Genomic DNA, 20,887 nt, shown 5'->3' on the forward strand with positions numbered 1-20,887 from the left:
CCTGTTTTAATAAAAAATAATTAGTTATAATTTACTAAAAAAACAAAAATCCGATCTTATAAATAAGATCGGATTACAAGCAATTATGTTAACTTAAGCATTTAATTCAGTTTTCATATCCTCAATCAGCTGATTAAATCTTTCTGTATAACTCTGTTGAAATTCAGAAATTTGTTGAGCCAGCTGCTGTTTCAGCTGAGCATTCATCTGCCCCTGCCCAGCGGCCTGACCCTGACCTCGACTAGCTCCTAATTGATTCTGATTCTGAGCATTTTCCAGATGTTGTTTTACCTGTTGGTCCAGCTGTTCTTTTTGACTTTGATACTGCTGCTGTAAACTCTGTGCCTGAGTAAATGATTGTTCAAAAAAGCTACTACGAGAGTCTTCTTTTAATGACTCAATTGCTACAACAGCCTGCTGACGGCGTTTAATCTGCTCTGTAGAATTACGAAGTCCAATTGACTCAATTAACATTAGCTGAGCTTCTCTCAAGACAGCTGGACGTTCATCTTTTAATTTATGCCAGATATCTTCTGCATCAATTTCAGCTTTAAAAAAAGATGCCATTGTTTCCTTCAGCTGATCTCTTATTTCCAGCGAATTTTCTTTACCTGATTCACCGGCATATACTTTATCAGCTCTTTCCATTGCAATTTCATAAGCACTTTTCATAAATATCAGTCCTCCCTAAACAAATCAAAAAATCTATCCTGATAAATATTAAAAACTCCCCAACGGTCAAGTTCCTGCTTTAATTTAGCTGGATCTTCTGTCCCGGAGCTCACCCGGGCAAACATCTTTTCTATTTCTTCACTAGCAGCAATCGGTAAACCTTCGAGGTTTCTGGTTACTACTGAATATCCTTTTTCATCAGTACTTAAATAGCCTTTATCTTCATAATAAGGCAGTTGAGATTTATAAGCACTTTTTAGCATTAAACTCTGAATAAATTTCATTAAGGAAACATCCCAGAGCTCATCTATACCTTTAATAATAACAGTCAGACTCTGTTCATCATCACTAATATTATCTCTTATCTGAGCTTCAGCTGCTGCTATCTCTCTAGCAATAGTAAAAGTACTAATCGATTGTTTACGATAATTCATTTTGTATAATAAACCAGCCAGATCAGGATTTTCTCGAGCAATCATTTGCATAGCCTTTCTGGCTTCACCACTAAATCCACTCATATTTATCATATAATCCGGAGTTAAAAGCTTGGGCTTTTCCCAGGTGATTTTTCCTTCTCGTACCTTGGTTTCTGGACCTTCTTCCGGAAATTCTTCCAGATAATATGGCTCGCTGAGTACAAAATAGTGGAGAGTTGTAGCATGATCAGTAGAAATTAAATCATCAGGTTCCAATAAAATTTCTGTGTTTTTAAGTACTTCTTTAATTCTCTGCTTATCACTCATTTTAACTCCTCCTCTCAAGCCTTGCTAAAAACAAAATCAAAGTTCAAACTTTATATACTATATTATACATTAAGATGAGGAATTAAGTCAAAAAAGAAGACCTGCAGGCCTTCTTTTTATTTAGATTTATTTTTTTTTGTAATTAAGTAATGCCTTCCCTAAAATAAGTGTAAAAACTGCTGCTACTATTGCTTCTGGAATACCATGTGTAAGCGCAACTGCTAAAGCAGCCTTAGCAGGTAAATATCCTCTTAAAACTGCCAGACCTAAAACACCTGCTGTATTAACGATTGTTCCGATAAGTCCAGCCATTATTAAAGAAAAACTGCGATTTATCCTGTTACTAGAATGATAAACAAAATAAGCAGCAATTCCAATTAATAAACGTGGTAAAATAGCAATTAGAGGATCTGCAAAAAGAGGATTAGTTGCTCTTAAAAAGCTAAAAACTCCAAAAATCAAACCAATTAACAAAGCAACTGCAGGACCTTCAATAACTCCCCCTAAAATAGCTGGCAGATGTAAAATAGTTACATGTCCAGCCGGAGTTGGAACTGGAATTAAGCCAAGTCCAGTGGCCCCCAGAATAATAGAAATAGCACCTAACATACCAGCAATTACAATTTGTCTTGTTTTAAGTTTTATTTTATTTTCCTCCCATCCCGGTCATTTGATCCAGGTGGATCACCCAATTATATTTAACAGTCTAATGGGTACAGCTCTCAATTAAGGTTCCGTCCCAACTGTTATATAATTATTATAATAATTATCTTATTGTAGAGCAAGTATTTAAAGCAAAAAAATTATTTTTAACTAAAAAAATTGATTATAGCTCAATTATTTAACTAAATTTTTTAGTCTCGATTAGTATTTAAATTGCGCAGATAATTTATAATGACCTCATTAACCTGCATTTTTCTTAAATGTTCTTCCAAATTTTCAGCTGTAAAATAACGTAATAGTCTAACTAAAAAACTGATTACTTTATTTTGTTTGCTTTCTCGTAATAACTGACGATGAAATAATTCAGTTCCTATTTCGTAATATTTAAGTTTTAAAGCTGCTACCAGGCGATAAAAGTCAAGATATTCATCATCTAAATATTTACCATGGGGAATCTCAGTTAAAATTGGGGCTGGATCTCCAAAGCGCAGTATTGCTTCATAATAAGCTACTGTATCAAAATAGCTAGTTATTTCAGCTTGCTTAATCTGGCCTAACAAATCAGCTTTAACGGCTGGATCAAGTTCTGCTTGATATTTTAATAAACGCAGTTTAGCATACTCAACCGCTGGGGTTTCAACAGCTGCTGCCTCAACTTCATCAATAATCCCGGCTAAAGTTGCTGTTGTTATTTGATTACCGTTTTCATAAATTGTTTCCTCACCATCTAATGCAGCTAGACTGATAAATAGTAAGTTATTATAAATATCTTTTAAGGTTATTTTAGCCAATAATTGTTCTTCTTTTAAGCTGATTAATTTTCTTAACAAATGCTTCTGATAATCTCTTCCTTCAGCATTTTCAACCAGCATCATTAAATTAGCAAGCAGATTATCCTGATCTTCAATTAAGGAAGCCAACTCTGTTATAAATTCTGCAATTTCTTTTTCTGGGCCATGCTCAAGCAAAAAGCGTAAATAATCTGCTGCTATCTGCCAGTCATGAAAATGATCAGCTTCTTGCTGTTGTGCTAATTTGAAAGCAGCTTTAATCTTGGTCTCTGCAGACTCGAGCTTACCCTGCTGTAGATCAGCCAGAAATAAAAGTCGTAAATATGAAGGATTTTTCATCTGAACTGTTTCTAATTCAGCAGCATAATCTGCAAAACCATTATATAATTCTGCAGCCAGATAGCGGGCTAAAATATCAAGAGCCAATTTAGAATTAGCCGGGGCAAGATTTTTAATTTCAGCTAATAGTTTTTCAGCTGTTTCAGCATTAGATTTTACTTTTAAATTATCTAACTGTTGAAAAACATTAAATACTTCTGCTGCTTGTGCCAGTGCTTGCTGTTGAGTAATTTTTTGATTAACATCCAGATTAAATCTTTCATTAACAAAATCAATTAAAAATGAGATTACCCGCATATTTTTATATTCTTTTAATTTGTCATAATGTTTTTTAAATAAACTCAGAGCACTAACTACATCATCAAAATCCATTAGTGTTTCCAATCTAAAGACTAATAACTGGGCATTATCTGCCTCAATCTGCATTGCCCTCTCAATAGTATCATTTAAGCGCTGCAGCTGATTTTTTTGCTTATAAACTTCCGCCAGAGCAATTAGCAGCGGAATACTTTCGCCTTTAGCTGTTAGAGCTTCTCTCACAATTTGTTCCGCCTTTTCTGCCTCTTCTTTTTCTAATAAAATGTTAACTAAAGGAGAAATAAAGGCCTCATCAAGATCTGTTCCCATTAACTGCCAGGCATGACTTAAATATTTAACAGCTTCCTGGTACTGATTATTCTGGAGAGTATAAACAATTAGCGGCAGCAAAAATCTATGTTCAACTGGATATGACTTAACTGCTTCTTTTAAAATTGCAATAACTTCTTCTTCACTATTAGCAGTTTTAATTGCAGTAAAATAATCTTCAATACTCTGTTTCGGATTATTAAGTCCACAGCATTTTTTGAATTTTTTACCACTTCCACAGGGACAGATTTCATTTCTACCAATACTATAGCTTTTAAGCTGCTCAGCATCCTGACGTCTGCTGATACTGGCTTTGAGTCTTTTTAAGCTATCCATTTTATCAACCTTCCTCGTTCAAATTTATTAATAATATTGCCAATAAGAAAGCCCCATCAGACAAAATTTCTGCTGGAGCTTATTATATCTTGGATCAATACGCATCTATTATTATAGCAGACTAGAGATTGAAATTAAAGTTAAAAAATAATGCCTGCAAATAGAAAGCCAGGTTATCTAGTTCTAACTTAGCCAGCAAAAATTGAATTCCCAAACTGAGTAAAATAACTGAAATAAAATAATTATTTAAATACTCTAATGCTGGTCAGAGAAAAGATTAGTAAAATTATAAAAAAATGATGCTATATTATTGGTCAAAATAAAAAAGAAAATTTGACAATTACTAATGCTAAGTTAATATTTAGGCAATTATTAAATCACTAAGATTTTCTAACAATAAATCTATTTCTGACTTTTTAATTATATAAGGTGGCAAAAAGCGCAGAGTATGTTCCTTAACAGCATTAATCAGAAAGCCACGTTCAAAAAGCTGATTAGTAATTTCTTGAGCAGAAAGATCAGCTGTCATTTCAAGGGCAAGCATTAAACCAAGTCCCCGGCTTTCAATTAATTTATCACTCTGAGCAACTAATTTATCAAGCTCTGTCTTAAAATAAGCTCCTTTAGATTTAACTTCAGCTAAAAAACCATCTTCCAGCATAATGTCCATTACTTCCGAACCAGCTCTTGTAGCTAAAGGATTACCACCAAAAGTTGTCCCATGATCACCCGGATCAAAAGCAGCTGCTACTTCTTTACGAGCTAAAAAGGCACCAATAGGTACTCCTCCACCTAAAGCTTTAGCAATTGTAATAATATCTGGTTGTACTCCATAATTTTGATAAGCAAATAATTCACCAGTTCTTCCCATTCCACACTGTACTTCGTCAAAAATAAGCAAAATATCTTCTTGATCACAAATTTCTCTTACTCCAGAAAGATAAGCCTGAGTCGCAGGATAAACTCCACCTTCTCCCTGAACAGGCTCAAGCATAATAGCAGCAGTACTTTCACTGATAATACTTTTTAATGCAGTTAAGTCATTAAATGCTGCTGTTTTAAAGCCAGGTGGTAAGGGACTAAATGGTTTTTTATATTTTTCCTGGCCTGTTGCAGTCACAGCTGCCAGAGTTCTACCATGAAATGATTTATCAGCTGTAATTATTTCAAACTTATTACTTCCCTTTTTTTTGAAATATTTACGAGCTAATTTAAAAGCACCTTCATTTGCCTCTGAACCACTATTAGCAAAAAACACCTGATCACAGCAAGAATTCTCACAGAGTTTTTGCTCTAATTCTGCCTGTGGTTCAATATAATAATTATTAGAACAATGAATAATTTTATCTATTTGATCTTTAAGTGCTTGATTAAAACGTTTATTATCATAGCCTAAAAAGTTAACTCCAATTCCAGCTAAAAAATCGTAATAACTTTTACCATCTTTACTATAAAGTTTACTTCCCCTACCATAATCTACATAAAGTGGAAATCTACCATTATAAACTGGCATAAAGTATTTATTATCAGCTGCTAAAATCTCCTCAACTTTCATTTTACCACTTCTCCCTTCTTAAACTTCTCACTAATTAAATAATATTCAAACTGCTAAATTAAAGCTATTCCTGCACAATCATTGTACCAATACCCTGATCTGTAAATATTTCCAGTAAAATCGGATGAGAAATAAGTCCATTTAATATATGAGTTCTCGCTACACCATTGCTGACAGCCCTAATACAGCCCTCAACTTTAGGCAGCATCCCCCCAACAATCTTGCCATTTTCAATCAACTGTTTAATTTCCTGAAAATTAAGCTGAGATACTCGACTGCTTTTGTCTGCTGGATCTGCTAAAATTCCATTTACATCTGTTAAATAAATTAATTTTTCTGCTGCCAGAGCAGCAGCAATCTGTCCAGCAACATCATCAGCATTAATATTAACACTATCTCCAGTTTCATTTACTCCAACAGGCGCAATGACTGGTATGTAATCATCGGCTATTAACTTTTTAATCAATTCTGGATTAATCTCTTTAACTTCACCAACTAAACCTAAATCTTTAGCTGGATCATCATATTTTTTTAGACGAGCTTTAATTAAATTACCATCTTTACCAGAAATTCCAACTGCCCTTGCCTCCATCTGATTAATTGAGGCTACAATTTCTTTATTAATTTTGGCTGAAAGAACCATTTCAACAATTTCCATTGTCTCCTGATCTGTTACTCTTAAACCATCAATAAAATTAGCTTTAATATTAAGTCTGGCTAGAGTCTGATTAATTGCCGGACCTCCTCCATGAACAATCACCGGATTTATCCCGACATATTTAAGCAAAGTTATATCTTCAATTAATTTCTTTTTCAGCTCAGCATTTGCCATAATACTGCCACCATATTTTATGACAAAAGTTTTACCAAAAAAGTCTTTAAAATATGGTAAGGCTTCAATTAGAACATTTGCTTTCTTAATTAATTCTTCTATTTTTTTCACCCCCTTCAAACTAAAATTTATAGCTGCTTTTTAAGTCTAATTTAAGGAAATAAAGCTGTTGCTTCGAGGCCAGTTTCCTCTGCCAGATTAAACATAATATTCATATTCTGTACAGCTTGACCTGCCGCTCCTTTAAGCATATTATCGAGAGCAGAAAGTATTATTACCTGATCCGTCCGTTTGTTATATCTAAATCCAAGTTGAACATAATTAGAACCTGCTACATACTTTAGCTCCGGTAATGAATCTGGTATAAGCTGAATAAATTTTTCTGTCTCATAAAAACTATTATAAAGCTCAGTTAATTCTTCTTTTGAGCTTTCTGCATTAAGCTTAAGATAAATTGTAGCGAAAATCCCCCGTTTAACAGGTACCAAATGAGGGGTAAATAATACTGTTGCTTTTTGATTATTAGCTGAATTAAAATTATGTAAAGCTAAAAATTCACTGCCAAATTCAGACTGGAAGTAACTTTGTTCTAAAAATCTATTTAAAATATATTCAATCTCTGAGCTGTGGCGATGTGTTCCTGGACTATAGGCCTTCATAGTATTATAGCTTTCTGTAAAAAGCAGATCTTGTTTTAAACTTTTACCAGCTCCACTAACCCCTGATTTAGCATCAATAATAATTGAACTTAAATCAGCTTTACTAAAATTAACTAAGGGCAGCAAGGCCAATAAAGAAGCAGTTACATAACAACCTGGATTAGCAACTAGACTTGCTTTTTTAATTGCACTACGATTAAATTCACTTAAACCATAGACTGCTTTACAGGCTAATTCAGAAAAGTTATGTTCAATACCATACCACTCTGTATAAAGATCAGTATCATGGTAGCGAAAATCCCCACTTAAATCAATAATTTTAACCCCCTGGTCAAACAGTTCAGCTACAATATTTTGTGAAACACCATGAGGCAAAGCTGTAAAAATAATATCATTATCTTTTACTTCAAATTCTGACAAATCTTTTAAATAATAATCTGCAACTTGTGAACCTCTAAATTGAGGATAAACATCAATTAATTTACTACCTGCTCTGCTATTAGAAACTAATTCATTTAATTCAACCCGCGGATGTTTCTGTAATAATCTAATTAATTCAATCCCTACATAACCAGTAGCTCCAATAATACTTGCTTTTATCATCTACTCATCTCCTCAAAACTAAGCTGCTTTAAATATTTAATAAGCTCTCTTATATTTAGTTACAAGCTTTTGCTTATTTTACCGTATTAAAGTAATCTATTCAAGCTTTTTTTAAAATAAAAGTCAAGTTTTTACTAATAAATATTTATAATTGTTAAATATTTAATTGTTAAGTTAATTTTAACTGTATTATGCTTAAGTTAATTGAATTTATCAATAATAAAGTAAATAGAAAGGGTGTTTGTTTGCTAATGAAGAATTTAAAATTAAAAAATGGCTCTGAAATACCTGCTCTTGGTCTTGGAACTTCTGGACTTAAGTCTGATCAGTGTACTGAAACTGTTAAAACTGCTCTAGAATTAGGTTATCGTCATCTTGATACAGCAGCTGCTTATGGAAATCAAACTGCTATTGCCCGGGCAATTAAAGAAAGTACTATTCCCCGGCAAGAACTTTTTATTACTTCCAAAGTCTGGTGGACTGATCTAGCTTATAACGATTTTAAGCAGGCGGTTGAGAAAATTTTAAGTGAACTTGAACTTGACTACCTGGATATGCTTTTAATTCACTGGCCCAACAGTGATATCCCTTTAACTGAAACTCTTAAAGCACTCCAGGAAGTTAAAGCAGCTGGTCAGGCAAAAAATACTGGTGTTAGTAATTTTACTATTAATCATCTTAAAAAAGCACTTAGTATTGCTCCTGAACTAATTACTGATAATCAGGTTGAATTTCATCCTACTTTATATCAAAAGGAATTACTTAAATTTTGTTTTAAAAATGATATTATTTTAACGGCTTATAGTCCACTGGCCCGGGGAGAAGCACTGCATAACAGTGTAATTAAAAATTTAGCTGATAAATATGACAAAAGTCCTGCTCAACTAACTTTAAAATGGCTTTTAGAAAAAGACATTGTAGTAATTCCAAAAGCAAGCTCTCAAAAACACTTAGCTAATAATTTAGAAGTTTTTGATTGGGACCTTCCTCTCGAAGCAGCCCGTGAAATGGAACTAATCAATAATAATAATCGGGTTATTAATCCTGACTTTGCAGAATTTAATTAACCAAAAAAAGCAGTTCAGCTAATTAGCTGAACTGCCTTTTAATTATTACTAAATTAATAAAGTTATTATTTAACTATTTACTTTTATTCTAATATTATAAATTGTAAAAGTTTAAAAATTAGGCAGCCATTTCTGTTGAGCACTAAACATTTCAGCAACCATAGCTCTAATTTTATCCATTGTCAGAACTGCTCCGGTTAAAGGATCCATCATAATAGCTTGATAAATTTTTTCTTTATCTCCTGTCAAAGCTCCTTCAACAGCAAGCTGCTGCACATTAATATTACTTCTATTTAAAGCAGCTAATTGAGTAGGTAACTTACCAACAGATGTAGGCTGAATTCCATTTTTATTAACTAGACAGGGGACTTCGACAATAGAATCAGCTGGCAAATTGCTAATCTGATAATCATTATTGCTTACATTGCCATGAATAACAGTTTCTCTACCAGTTTCGATTGCTTCAATTATCCTGGAACCATATTCATTACTTCGTTTTATTTCAATTTTAGAATTAATTAGTTTTTCCATATCTGCCTGATAAGTTTTATTTCTAACCTGACATACATGTAAATATGCTCCAGACTCATCCTCAGTTGTCCAGCCAATATCTCCTCCATAACTATTTGCTGGATCTTCCCGCTGCATTTTATGAATTTTGCTAATCCAGCTTTTTGATTTTCTAAAGTAAGGTACATATTCTGACATGTGAATAGTTGATTCTGTAACAAAGTAACCAAAATGCTTTAAAAATTCAAATTTTGTTACATCTTGTTGATAAATATCGGGATCATCATATTTCTTTTTCAATTCTGGATAAAGGTCTTTTCCCTGATGCTCAAATTTTAAATACCAGGCCATATGATTAATACCAGCTGAAATATAATTAATTTCTTGATAAGGAAGATTTAGATATTGAGACATTTCGTAAGCAGTTCCCTGAACACTATGACAGAGCCCAACATTTTTAAGTGAAGTTGCCTTAGTTAAAGCTAAACAATTAATGGCCATTGGATTTACATAGTTTAAAAATAAAGCTTCTGGACATAATTCTTCCATCTCCCGGGCAATATTTAAGTAAACAGGAATAGTTCTTAATCCTCTAAATACACCTCCTGGACCAAGAGTATCACCTACTGCCTGATTAACTCCATAACGATTTGGTATCTCTATATCAAGTTTATAGGCTTCTAGGCCACCTACCTGAATCATAGCAATTACATAATTAGCATCTTTTAAAGCTTTTTTACGATTAGTAGTTGTTTCAATTTTAGTTGGGAAGTCGTTTTCTGTAATAAGGCGTTTCGCAATCTTTTCTATCATAGCCAGCCGTTCAGAGTTAATATCCATCAATGAAATTGTACTGTCTCTTAATTCTGGCACAGCCAGAATATCTACCAATAAATTTTTAGCAAAAACAATGCTGCCTGCTCCAATGAATGTTATTTTACGCATTTTATCATACTCCTTTTTATTTTTATTTAATTAAAATAATTTATCTACCATAAGGATCTGCGGCGTCTCTTAAACCATCTCCCAAGAAATTAAAAGCTAAAATAGTTAATAAAATAACTACTCCAGGTGTCATAATCCAGGGATATTGTCCAATAGTTTGGAGATTAGTTGCTTTACTTAATAAAACTCCCCAACTAACCATGGGAGGTTGAATACCCAATCCTAAAAAACTAAGTGAACTTTCAGCCAGAATAAGTTGTGGGATTGCTAGAGTTGTTACCACAATTATATGACTAGTACAATTACTTAATACATGTTTAATAATAATATACAAATCATTTGCACCAGCAGCCCGGGCAGCATCAACATATTCCTGTTCTCGATAGGAAAGTACTTTTCCTCTAATTTGACGAGCCATATCAGTCCAACGCACCATGATCATGATAAACATAACGGCTATTAAAACAAGGACTGGGGACCAGGTAACAGGAATAGCAGCACTTAAAGCCATCATTAATGGTAAAGTAGGAAACATCCGAATCAGTTCTATTAAACGCTGTAAAATATTATCAACCTTTCCGGCAAAATAACCAGATATTCCTCCCACAATAGAACCAATTAGAGCTGTTAGCATTGAGCCAATAATCGCAATAGCAATTGAGACTCTCCCCCCAAAAATAATCCTGCTTAAAAGATCTCGCCCAAGTTCATCTGTACCAAAAAAATGAATCTCCGCTGGTTTATCTACCCCAAATAGGTGCAAATCGCTTTTAATTAACCCAAAAAGTTTATATTCCCAGCCGCGATAAAATAATTTAATTGGATAAATTTTTGTTCGATCTGGTATATAAACTCTTTCCCAGGTCTGTTCATCAAATTCTTGTTTCATACTATAAACAAAAGGCTGTAAATGGAATTTGCCATTTTGTTCAAAAAAATGAACTGCTTGATAACTGCGATAAGCAGCTTCACTGTCTGTTGCTGTATAGTTATAGGGGCTAAAAAAAGGGGCAAAAATGCTTATTACGGTTAATATGATTACTATTATTGCTCCAATTAGCCCCAACTTATTACGTTTGAATTTTCTCCAGATCAACTGCCTATGTGATAGTATTTTGGGTTTTTTAAAATTATCGTTTTGCATTTCTTTCCTCCTTAATTAGCAGTTTTTCAATCATAGCGAACTCTGGGATCAACCTGTGCTAATAAAACATCTGCCAGTAAATTACCAATTACCAGAGTTACCGCTAACATTAGTAAAAAAGAACCAGCTAGATACATATCCTGACTTAAGAGAGCATTGTAAAATGCTGGGCCAGTAGTAGGCAACTGCAATACAATACTGGAAACAATTGCTCCCTGGATTAAAAAAGGAAGCGACATGCCAAGATACATAACTAAAGGTTGAATGGCATTTCTAACCGCATGTTTATAAATAACAACTTTATCTGTTAAGCCTTTGGCCCGGGCTGTTTTAACATATTGTTTTTGTAGTTCATCTAGCAAATTACCCCGCATAATTCTCATATTCTGTGCTGTACCAGCAATACCCACTACAAAAACTGGTACCCAAAAATGCTGTAAAAAATTAATTAATTTTGCTAAACTCCAGGGAGCAAAAACAAATTCAGAGGAAAATAATCCACCAACATGCATATTTAATTTAAAAGATAAAAGATACATTATCACAATAGCAAAAAAGAAATTGGGAATAGAAAGACCAATAAAAGCAAATACAGTAGCTATATTATCACTTAAACTATATTGATGAGTTGCAGAATAAATTCCAACTACAACCCCAACTAAAACTGAAATTAAGTGTGCCGAAAGGGCTATTAAAAATGTATAGCCAAGTCTGCTCCAAATAACTTCGCTAACTGGCCTATTATACTGAAAAGAATACCCAAAGTCTCCTTTAAAAACTATATTTTTAATCCAATTTAAGTATTGAAATAAAAATGGTTGATCAAGCCCATACTGGCTCCTCATTCTTTCCGCCATTGCCCTGGCCTGGTCCTGTGACATACCAGACTGATTTGCAAGTCTATTTTGAACTGTTGTCATATAATCTCCAGGTGGCAAATTTATAACAACAAAACTTACAAAACTAACTATAATTAACATTGGAATTAAATAAAATAAACGTCTGATAATATATTGAAACAATTTTAACCCTCCTTTTAATTAAGAGTTAAAGAGAGGTTTAAATAAATCTACTCTCTTTAACTCAATTTTAAATTTTAATCTTTTAAGAACTCCAGAACGTTTATTTATTAAACCACTCAGTCTGACTATAGGAATCTGCCAGTGGAATATCATCTAAGAATAAATTATCATACTGCTGGTCTTCGGGAACCCAGACAATCTGTAAAGGCATGCCATTTACCATATAATCATATAAATAAGGTGGTAAATCACTGGGGATATTTTTGAACCTCTTATTAATTGCCAGGCCCTGTCTTAGCTGATAAAGACCAATTGTATAGATGTTTTCTGTATATATTTTTTCAATTTGATAAAGTAAATCTGCTTTTTCATCTGCAGTCCTGCTTAATCTCAGCTTTTGTAATAGATCAGCAATTTCTTTTTCAAAAGGTAGTAGTTCTCGGGGAGATTGAGCTCCTTTTTGGTGAAATCCAGGTGTAATATCAGAAACTGAACCAACTAGATCCATAAAATAATAAGGAGTTCCTACCTGGTCAATTCTGGCAACATTTAAATCAAATTCTCCAGAATTAGTCTTGGCTGTATTATTAGTACCACTTAATACCTTTAATCTCAGATTAATTCCTACTTTTCTTAACATTGGAATAAGGGCTTCCGCAGCTTGAACTGATGCTGCTGAGTCTTCATTTGTTTTGACCTCAATAATTAACTCATCACCAGCTATTTTACTATCTTCCGGCCAGTTTAAAATCCCATCATCATTAGTATCGATAAAGCCTAATTCTTTTAATAGCTGTTTAGCCTTTGCTAAATCATAATTATAGACAACAGTATTTTCTTCTCGATGATAAATTGAGCCATCCGGATAAGCTCCATGATAAACTTTCGTTAAAGGACCCGGAAATGCTCCATTAGCAAGTGCTTCTTTATCAATTGCATAACTTAAAGCCTGCCTGAACTTCTTATTTCTAAATAATTCTCGCAGCTCTGCCTGACGTTTAGTACTAACACCAAATTGTCTGGCTAAGTTCATTTCAAGACGATAAATTGCTGTAAAAGGCCCAAAACTCATTGCAAAATTCGAATCTTCTTTAACAGATTCCTGTCTTACCATGGCAAAAGTACTTGGATTTTCTAGATTAGTTCTGTCACCTTGACCACTAACCAAATTATTAGTTCTAATAGCTCCACTTTCTGCTTCCATAAATCTAATTTCACTAATATATGGCAGCTGATTACCTGCTTCATCAACCTGCCAGTAATAAGGATTTCTGACCATTACCAGCTGCTCTCCAGGACTATATTTAATTGGTACCCAGGGCCCCATGGTAACAATAGGAAGATCATGAGCTGGTATTACTGAAGGATAGTTTTCATATCTGGCATCAGAATTATAAGCTGGATGAAATTTACTATAAACATGTTTTGGACTAACAGGAAAATTATTACGATCAAAATTGCTTAATACACTCATTGGATAAGCTGCTCCAAAATGCCACTTAACTGTATCTGCATCAACTACTTCTAACTTAGTAACTTCTCCTCCATATGTCCAATCTGCAGCTGTAGCAGTACTTGTTATTTGTTCATCTAAAATAAGATTATTATAAGTAAAGGCTATATCTTCAGTTGTAAATGCTTCTCCATCCGACCACTTAGCCCCTGTAATAAAATTCATCACTAAAGTTTGACCAGCATCTTGCCATTCCCAGTCAGTGGCTAAATTTGGAATTGGTTCTGGTTTATTAAGTTTCCACATTTCTCCTCTAAGGAGCGGTGACTCATGTAAAATTTGATGAATTCCAAAATATCCCTGAATATTGCCAGCTCCCCAATTCCAACCATCAATTGGCACAGCAAAAGTATCACGCCAGACCCCACCATACTGACCTGGGCCCATCAAGCATTGTTGCTGCCTGTCTAATCAGCGGTTTAGTAGGAATCCTTTCTGCTATTGGTGGTAGTTTACCAGCTTTAACTAATTTTTCTAGTTCAGGTGCTTCCTGATAGCCCTCTAATTCTGCAAACTTTAAAACCTGTCCGAGCTCTAGTTTACCCAGCAAATCTCTTTCACCTTCAGCAAATACTGTTAAAGAAAAGACACAAAACAGCAAACAACTTAGCAAAACAACTATTCTCTTACTTAATAATTTCATTTTTCTCCTCCTTATAATAAGCTTTATTATAAATCAACTAATTAAATTAAAGACCTCACCTCCTAAACTATAAATTTAAACGTTCTTTTCAGTCAGATAAGTTTTTTACACTATCCCGTTCGATAATCTCAACTGGTAAAAAAGTCTGAACCGGTAACTTAATTTTATTTTCAATTCTTAAAATAAGTAAATTGACTGCCATTAAAGCTAAATCTTGCTTTGGCACAGCTATAGTTGTTAAAGGCGGGTTAGCATAAGCAGCCATTTTTATATCATCGTGAGATATAATTGAAATATCATCAGGAACAGTAATATTCTTTTCGTGCAGAGCTTTTAAGGCCCCAATTGCCAGCTGATCACTAGCAATAAAAAAAGCTGTTACTTCACTATGGATATTTTTAGAATTAAGATTATTATTTTTAATTATTTCCATCATTTTAAGATAACCACTCTCTACCTGCCAATTAGCTTTCTTTATGAATTGTTTTTTTATAGTTAAGTTAAACTTATTTAAAGCCTGCTGATATCCAAGATAACGATCAGTTTTTTTCATACTATAAGGAAAAATATCGCCTCCGATAAAGCCAATTTTTTGATGGCCTTTCTGAACTAAAAATTTAATAGCTTGGAAAGCAGCTTTTTTACGATCAGTTAAAACAGTGTCTCGAGAATATGAATTAAATCTATTCCCAATAAAAACTAAATTAGGAGTCTGCTGAGTTAATTTTAAAAATAACTTTTCATCTAAATGATCTGAAATACTGATTACTCCATCAAGTTTACTCTGCAATAGATAATCAAGACGTTTATTTTTTAATAAATCTTCTTCAATTTCAGCAAAAACTATTTTATGACCTTTTAATTTTAATAATCGTTCTATTTCTTCAATTATTTCTAAAAAATAAGGATGATTAAACTTAGAGGTAACTTCACTTAAAATATAAGCAATTCTATATTGATCTGGATTAGGATTATTGTTATTTTGATAATTCAATTTATCTGCCCAAGCTAGTACTTTTTTAGCAGTTGCTGATTTAACTAAATTTTTAGTGGCTGGATTCATTACTCGAGAAACAGTTGCAACAGAAACATCTGCTTTCTCTGCTATATCTTTTAATGTTATTCCCATTTAATTCACCAATCCATTTAATATATTTTGATAATTATTTATTTTCATTATATTTTAACTATTCTCTATTGTTCTGCAAATACCTGCAAATAAATTAATATTATTTCATTTTATTACATTTGTTTTTCATAAAAATTATTATTTATTCAAATAAAAAAGCTCCCTCTTTAAAGAGGGAGCTTACTTAACTAAATATTATTTTTTATAACGCGGAAAAGTATTAGCACCATGGGGCATTAAATAAGTAGATAAGTTATCTCCTTTTAATTCTTTAGCTAAAGCAAATGCTTTTTCAATTGAATCAACTACTCTAATATTTGCCATGGCAACACTTGCCGGATCAAGCGAAGAAACAAGAATAAAATTATATTTTTGGGCTACTTCGCTTACATAATAACCAACATATTTAGCAATTGTATAATCCCGCCGCAGCTCTTCTTCTCGCTCTAACACAGTATCATAATCTTGAATTATCTTCTGAATGGCTTCATTACCAAAACCTTCATTACAATAACTTAAAATAATCATAACTCCATTTTTCTTTAAAGCTGCTTCTGCATTAATAACAGTTTTAATAGTCTGATAAAAATTTATATCTTTAGGATAACCACCGGCAGTTGCAACCACGAGATCTGCCTGTTCTGCAATTGGAACTGAATCAAGTTGATCAACAATTTGACAGCCTTTTTCATGGGCTTGATAAAAATCCCCTGCAACTGCTGCTGCAAATTCACCTTCTGAACCCATAATTACATTTAATAAAAAAGATGGTTCAGCCATTCTGGCTGCTTCTAACATATCTGCATAAATTGGATTTCCTTTAATTTTACCACTTCTAATTTCGGGGTTAGAACCACTGCCGGGTTCTGCTCCTAATGACATAGCATGATTGGCCATAATACTTTCATAACCTGCTATACCAGGTAAAACAGATTTTTTACCTCCTCCCCAGCCAGCTAAGAGGTGGAAAACTATTGCTCCTGTTAAAATAATATGATCAGCTTCAGCTGCTAGTTTATTTATTTTAACTGGGGTTCCATAACTAGTCTCCCCCAGATAAACTAGACTTGCTTCATCTTTAGCAACATGATCAATTACTTTAAACTTACCAGCTAATTTTTCTCCCAATAAAGTATTATGTTCAGCCTGTGTCTGTTTACGATGAGAGCCAGTTGCGGATAAAAACATAATATCTTCTGCTTTAACTCCTGCCTGCTGCAATTCTTCAACTAAATAAGGTAAATAATCTCCCATGCGCTGCCATGATCTTGTAATATCAGAAATGACTATGCAGATTTGTTCTCCTGGTTTTACGATCTCAGCTAAACGTCGGCTTCCAATTGGATTTGCTAAAGCTGTTTTAATAATCTCTGCCTCTGTCTGCTCATTTTGAGGAGCATCGCTTGTTAAAACTCCTAATAAGTTTTCTTCAGGAATAGTAAAATGTAATTTGTCTTTTCCATACTTCATACTAAATTTTTTCATGATATTATTCCTCTCCTAAATTTTTTTTAAATAAGTTTTGAATTAAGCTTAAAAAATTTTAAGCTATAAGTAAAAAATCAACTTAAAATAATTGTTAACTAGTATTATATAGCAAAAAAGCTTCTGTGTTAACCACAGAAGCTAGAAAATTTAATTTCTTAATTTTATATTTTATTAAAAATATTCTATAAATTATCTAAATCAGATTTAATTTGCTCAACTAAAACATCAATCTGCTGATAATCTTCTGCCTGACCATGTCCTTTAGCAATTATTGGCTCATAAAGATCTACTTTTAAATTTGGCATTAAATCAAGCAACTTATCTGTCATTCTTCCTGCCCAACCATAAGAACCAATAATACCAGCAAATCTAGTTTTAGGTTTTAAAACATTAGCCAGATAAGCAGCATAAACTGCCGAAGGATGTGGCCCTGTTAAAACTGTTGGAGATCCAAAAATAACAGTCGCTGCATCCACTAAAGCAATGGCTAAATCTCCTAAGTCAACTTCAGCTAGATTAAAAGGCTTAACTTTTATGTCAGCTTCAATCAAACTGCTGATTAAATATTTAATTAAATCATCTGTACTGCCATGCATTGATACATAAGGAATTACAACCTCTGCTTTCACCTGATCACTAGTCCAGCTTTGATAGAGATCAATTATCATTTCTGGCTGATCATAAATCGGACCGTGGCTGGGAGCTATCATTTCAATTTGATAATCTGCCAGCTTGGCTAAATTTTTCTTAATTATCATCCGGAAAGGCATCATTATTTCTGCATAATATCTTTTAGCTGCCTCGAAAACTTGTGCTTTATCTTCAACAAAAAGATTACTAGTTGCTAGATGTGAACCAAAGAAATCACAGGGGAATAATATTTTTTCCTCTTGTAGATAGGTAGACATTGTTTCTGGCCAGTGTACCCAGGGAGTATAAATAAACTCTAATGTTTTACCACCTAAACTCACAGTATCACCATCAGCTACTACTGTTAAATCTGCAGGCTCTATTGTTAATAAATCAAGCAGCATTGGCTTAGCCTTCTCACTGCAGAGAATTTTTGCTTCTGGAAACTCTGCCAGCAAATCAGGAATAGAACCAGAATGATCCTGTTCTGCATGATTAGAAATTATGTAATCAATCTTTTCTATACCAAGATCTGCTAAATTAGCTAGAAAATCATCAACAAAGTCTGGTTCAACTGTATCAATAATTGCATTTTTATCTTCTCCCTGAATAAAATAAGAATTGTAACTTGTTCCATCAGGTAAAGGAATTAGCTCATCAAATAATTTGCGATGCCAGTCAATAATACCAACACTATAGATAGCTTCGTTAATTTTTCTATACATTGATAAATCCTCCTTTAAATTAATAACTAATTACTAAACTAATTATATTAATTCATAGTAATTTTGTCAAGTTTTCACAAAAAGAAAATCCTCTCTTTTTATAAAGAAAGGATTAGCGATTAACTATTAATTTATTTAGCTAAATAGGTCTATAATTAAATAGTAAATTTTCTATTAATAGCTTTTAGACACGCTTTGGCTATAGCAGTAGTTTTATCAGTAGATAAATAAACTGCTCCAACTAGTTTCTCTAACAGCTGATTATTAGCATCATAATTATTTACTTGAGCAATTACCAAATCTTCTTTCCCATTAATTGTAAAAACATCTTCTGCAATTAAATAACCCTCAAAGCTAAGATAATTATTAATTGTTTCCAGAACAGAGCGGGCGATTAACTTTTCCTGTGGTTCACCCCGATTAGCAGTATAACTTGCAACAAATTCCTGCTGATTAAATAACATTTTAATATTACAGCAAGAGCGGTTATTTTCCAGATAAATAGAGATAAGTTCAATCCTGGTTTCCTGTAAATTAGAAAAATCTGCTGTAGTCTGCTGCTCAATCTGTGCAATACTAATTTTTTTATGATCAATTTTAAAATTACTATTAACAAGACAAACTGTTTCTACATCGCGTACAATTCTTTTAGGATCACGTTTTTTATCAGCAATAATATGTACTTCTTCAATTCCTTTTGTGCCAGTATCAATTAAATTACAGGAAATAACTCCTTCAAGTTCCTCAATTAACTCTTTGATCTCCATTTTCATTAATACTTCCTTTCTTTCCTGCTAGATAATTATCAGCTTACTAAGTTTAATACTCAAAAGATAATGCTAATTCTTTAATTACTTCTTTACTTTTAAATTTATCATCAAAATAACCATCATTAATTAATTTAATCATTTTACTGGCAATCTCAGGATCAAATTGTGAACCGGAACACTCTTCCAGCTCAGTAATAATTTCTAATTTAGTCATAGGCGGTTTATAACTGCGCCCAGTCAGCATAACATCAAAAGAATCACATACATTTAAAATTCTTGCCCCAATCGGTATTGCCTCAGCTTTAATTCCTTCAGGATAACCTTTACCATCATAGCGCTCATGATGGTATAAAATTATCTTTAATTCATCTTTTAAAATATCAATATCTTTTAAAAGCCGATAGCCATATTCAGAATGCCTTTTTATTTCTTCATACTCACTATCAGTTAAATTTTCAGAACTAGTTAAAATATTATCATCAACATAAATTTTCCCAATATCATGTATTTTAGCAATACTAACAATTTTTTCTGCTCTAGCTCGAGAAAGCTCCATTTCTCGACAGAGATGATAAGCACAGCCAGCAACTCTTTCACAATGACCTTCAGTATAATGATCTTTCGAATCTATTACTTTTAAAAAGCTTTCAATAATCTGAGTATAAAAATTAAGCTGCTGCAGCCTGGAATAAAAAAAATCTTTAATTACAAACAGCAGTAAAATTACTAACAAAAATAATATTTTCCCAAAATAAATATAAGCACTTAATAAAGCTAGACCTAAAAAATAAGAAGTAATTAAGTTCTTCGGCAGCTCTTTAAAATAACTCAACAGAGAAATATTATTGACATCTCTTTCTGAAACTCTAATTACTAAATAAACCAAAAAATTATTAACTATAAAATAGACTAGACTTGCCAAAGCAACTGAAACAAATGGAAATTTAGGATAGTTAAATTTAGCATAAGAAAAATTGAAGACCAGAGAACCTGCTGCCGCAGCTAGAAAAAATATTGAACGATTAAATAAAAATTTATACCAGACAAAACCATATTTTTTAAATTTAAACTCAACAGAACCAACAGCTGATATAACAGCTGCCCAAAAAGGGTTTAAAATAAAAAAAGCCACAATTATTACTGGCAAATTCATAGAAGTGTTAATTTCAGTCATAGAATTAAAAAACATACTCATATTATTAATTACCAATAAAGAAAATAACAAAAAAGTTATTTCAATGAATTTAAAATCAAATAAATTTTTATAGCTTAGTATTATAAAAACTGTTAAAGTAAAAAAATAAATAAAAGCCAAATAAGCTTTAAGCGTTCTTCTCATTACTTAAACTCCTCAAAAAGTCTATTAATATAATCTGACAGCAGCTTTTATAAATTTAATCTTATCTCCAGTGACTTGATTCAGCCAGAACAGAGATAGCTGTTCCAAAAGTAATTAAAGCTGTGATAACAGCTACATAAAT

At 32.8% G+C, this 20,887-nt stretch carries 18 protein-coding genes; 1 reads left to right on the top strand and 17 read right to left on the bottom strand.

Annotated features, from left to right (window positions below; all coding sequences use genetic code 11):
* Positions 1–93: 93 nt before the first annotated feature.
* From BMZ74_RS03940 to argC, 7 genes are all read right to left on the bottom strand, one after another.
* Entirely contained in the window at positions 94–672 is a 579-nt protein-coding gene (locus tag BMZ74_RS03940) for a hypothetical protein (protein WP_089860022.1), read from the bottom strand.
* 5 nt (positions 673–677) lie between these two features.
* Positions 678–1,415 (bottom strand): hypothetical protein, encoded by a 738-nt coding sequence (locus BMZ74_RS03945; protein ID WP_089860031.1) that lies wholly within the window; start codon positions 1,413–1,415, stop codon positions 678–680.
* Positions 1,416–1,541: 126 nt separating this feature from the next.
* A complete protein-coding gene (locus BMZ74_RS03950; RefSeq protein ID WP_245750806.1) occupies positions 1,542–2,024 on the bottom strand; it encodes an ECF transporter S component in 483 nt (160 codons plus the stop codon).
* Positions 2,025–2,269: 245 nt separating this feature from the next.
* Positions 2,270–4,171, bottom strand: a complete 1,902-nt coding sequence (locus tag BMZ74_RS03955) for an SEC-C metal-binding domain-containing protein (protein WP_089860037.1) — start codon at positions 4,169–4,171, stop codon at positions 2,270–2,272.
* A 361-nt stretch (positions 4,172–4,532) separates the two neighbouring features.
* Positions 4,533–5,726: an aspartate aminotransferase family protein gene (locus tag BMZ74_RS03960; RefSeq protein WP_089860040.1), complete on the bottom strand. Its 1,194-nt coding sequence runs from the start codon at positions 5,724–5,726 to the stop codon at positions 4,533–4,535.
* 64 nt (positions 5,727–5,790) lie between these two features.
* On the bottom strand, positions 5,791–6,660 hold the full coding sequence (argB, locus tag BMZ74_RS03965) for an acetylglutamate kinase (protein WP_089860160.1): 870 nt from the start codon (positions 6,658–6,660) through the stop codon (positions 5,791–5,793).
* Positions 6,661–6,710: 50 nt separating this feature from the next.
* Complete coding sequence (argC, locus tag BMZ74_RS03970) at positions 6,711–7,820, bottom strand: N-acetyl-gamma-glutamyl-phosphate reductase (protein WP_089860043.1); 1,110 nt, start codon at positions 7,818–7,820, stop codon at positions 6,711–6,713.
* Positions 7,821–8,071: 251 nt separating this feature from the next.
* Between argC and BMZ74_RS03975 the strand changes: the two genes are divergently transcribed.
* A complete protein-coding gene (locus BMZ74_RS03975) occupies positions 8,072–8,887 on the top strand; it encodes an aldo/keto reductase (protein WP_089860046.1) in 816 nt (271 codons plus the stop codon).
* Positions 8,888–8,998: 111 nt separating this feature from the next.
* Here the strand turns inward: BMZ74_RS03975 and melA are convergent, their stop codons facing one another.
* The 10 genes from melA to BMZ74_RS04025 all read right to left on the bottom strand — a co-directional run bounded on the left by melA (position 8,999) and on the right by BMZ74_RS04025 (position 20,745).
* Complete coding sequence (gene melA / locus BMZ74_RS03980; protein ID WP_089860049.1) at positions 8,999–10,342, bottom strand: alpha-glucosidase/alpha-galactosidase; 1,344 nt, start codon at positions 10,340–10,342, stop codon at positions 8,999–9,001.
* Positions 10,343–10,382: 40 nt separating this feature from the next.
* Positions 10,383–11,486 carry an ABC transporter permease gene (locus tag BMZ74_RS03985; protein ID WP_089860052.1) on the bottom strand — a complete coding sequence of 368 codons (1,104 nt, stop codon included), beginning with the start codon at positions 11,484–11,486 and terminating at the stop codon, positions 10,383–10,385.
* Between the two features lie 26 nt (positions 11,487–11,512).
* The gene (locus BMZ74_RS03990; RefSeq protein ID WP_089860056.1) at positions 11,513–12,508 is read right to left on the bottom strand and encodes an ABC transporter permease; all 996 of its coding nucleotides are present in this window, start codon (positions 12,506–12,508) and stop codon (positions 11,513–11,515) included.
* Positions 12,509–12,608: 100 nt separating this feature from the next.
* Positions 12,609–14,408 (bottom strand): ABC transporter substrate-binding protein, encoded by a 1,800-nt coding sequence (locus BMZ74_RS03995; RefSeq protein WP_089860059.1) that lies wholly within the window; start codon positions 14,406–14,408, stop codon positions 12,609–12,611.
* Entirely contained in the window at positions 14,374–14,664 is a 291-nt protein-coding gene (locus BMZ74_RS04000) for a hypothetical protein (RefSeq protein ID WP_089860062.1), read from the bottom strand. Before BMZ74_RS04000 ends, BMZ74_RS03995 begins: the two co-directional genes overlap by 35 nt.
* An 88-nt stretch (positions 14,665–14,752) precedes the next feature.
* Entirely contained in the window at positions 14,753–15,793 is a 1,041-nt protein-coding gene (locus BMZ74_RS04005) for a LacI family DNA-binding transcriptional regulator (protein WP_089860065.1), read from the bottom strand.
* A gap of 195 nt (positions 15,794–15,988) precedes the next feature.
* A complete protein-coding gene (locus tag BMZ74_RS04010; protein ID WP_089860068.1) occupies positions 15,989–17,278 on the bottom strand; it encodes a nickel-dependent lactate racemase family protein in 1,290 nt (429 codons plus the stop codon).
* 185 nt (positions 17,279–17,463) lie between these two features.
* The gene (locus tag BMZ74_RS04015; protein ID WP_089860071.1) at positions 17,464–18,636 is read right to left on the bottom strand and encodes an FprA family A-type flavoprotein; all 1,173 of its coding nucleotides are present in this window, start codon (positions 18,634–18,636) and stop codon (positions 17,464–17,466) included.
* Between the two features lie 155 nt (positions 18,637–18,791).
* Positions 18,792–19,409 carry a hypothetical protein gene (locus BMZ74_RS04020; RefSeq protein ID WP_089860075.1) on the bottom strand — a complete coding sequence of 206 codons (618 nt, stop codon included), beginning with the start codon at positions 19,407–19,409 and terminating at the stop codon, positions 18,792–18,794.
* Between the two features lie 46 nt (positions 19,410–19,455).
* Positions 19,456–20,745: an HD-GYP domain-containing protein gene (locus BMZ74_RS04025; protein ID WP_089860078.1), complete on the bottom strand. Its 1,290-nt coding sequence runs from the start codon at positions 20,743–20,745 to the stop codon at positions 19,456–19,458.
* Positions 20,746–20,887: the final 142 nt, after the last annotated feature.

It is taken from the genome of Halanaerobium salsuginis, from assembly GCF_900114545.1.
GTDB lineage: Bacteria > Bacillota > Halanaerobiia > Halanaerobiales > Halanaerobiaceae > Halanaerobium > Halanaerobium salsuginis.

What these genes read in the sequence shown, in the direction of transcription:
- BMZ74_RS03940 (WP_089860022.1), bottom strand. Translation starts at nt 672, where the DNA reads ATGAAAAGTGCTTATGAAATTGCAATGGAAAGAGCTGATAAAGTATAT.
- BMZ74_RS03945 (WP_089860031.1), bottom strand. Translation starts at nt 1,415, where the DNA reads ATGAGTGATAAGCAGAGAATTAAAGAAGTACTTAAAAACACAGAAATT.
- BMZ74_RS03950 (WP_245750806.1), bottom strand. Translation starts at nt 2,024, where the DNA reads ATGTTAGGTGCTATTTCTATTATTCTGGGGGCCACTGGACTTGGCTTA.
- BMZ74_RS03955 (WP_089860037.1), bottom strand. Translation starts at nt 4,171, where the DNA reads ATGGATAGCTTAAAAAGACTCAAAGCCAGTATCAGCAGACGTCAGGAT.
- BMZ74_RS03960 (WP_089860040.1), bottom strand. Translation starts at nt 5,726, where the DNA reads ATGAAAGTTGAGGAGATTTTAGCAGCTGATAATAAATACTTTATGCCA.
- argC (WP_089860043.1), bottom strand. Translation starts at nt 7,820, where the DNA reads ATGATAAAAGCAAGTATTATTGGAGCTACTGGTTATGTAGGGATTGAA.
- BMZ74_RS03975 (WP_089860046.1), top strand. Translation starts at nt 8,072, where the DNA reads ATGAAGAATTTAAAATTAAAAAATGGCTCTGAAATACCTGCTCTTGGT.
- melA (WP_089860049.1), bottom strand. Translation starts at nt 10,342, where the DNA reads ATGCGTAAAATAACATTCATTGGAGCAGGCAGCATTGTTTTTGCTAAA.
- BMZ74_RS03985 (WP_089860052.1), bottom strand. Translation starts at nt 11,486, where the DNA reads ATGCAAAACGATAATTTTAAAAAACCCAAAATACTATCACATAGGCAG.
- BMZ74_RS03995 (WP_089860059.1), bottom strand. Translation starts at nt 14,408, where the DNA reads ATGGGCCCAGGTCAGTATGGTGGGGTCTGGCGTGATACTTTTGCTGTG.
- BMZ74_RS04000 (WP_089860062.1), bottom strand. Translation starts at nt 14,664, where the DNA reads ATGAAATTATTAAGTAAGAGAATAGTTGTTTTGCTAAGTTGTTTGCTG.
- BMZ74_RS04005 (WP_089860065.1), bottom strand. Translation starts at nt 15,793, where the DNA reads ATGGGAATAACATTAAAAGATATAGCAGAGAAAGCAGATGTTTCTGTT.
- BMZ74_RS04010 (WP_089860068.1), bottom strand. Translation starts at nt 17,278, where the DNA reads ATGAAAAAATTTAGTATGAAGTATGGAAAAGACAAATTACATTTTACT.
- BMZ74_RS04015 (WP_089860071.1), bottom strand. Translation starts at nt 18,636, where the DNA reads ATGTATAGAAAAATTAACGAAGCTATCTATAGTGTTGGTATTATTGAC.
- BMZ74_RS04020 (WP_089860075.1), bottom strand. Translation starts at nt 19,409, where the DNA reads ATGAAAATGGAGATCAAAGAGTTAATTGAGGAACTTGAAGGAGTTATT.
- BMZ74_RS04025 (WP_089860078.1), bottom strand. Translation starts at nt 20,745, where the DNA reads ATGAGAAGAACGCTTAAAGCTTATTTGGCTTTTATTTATTTTTTTACT.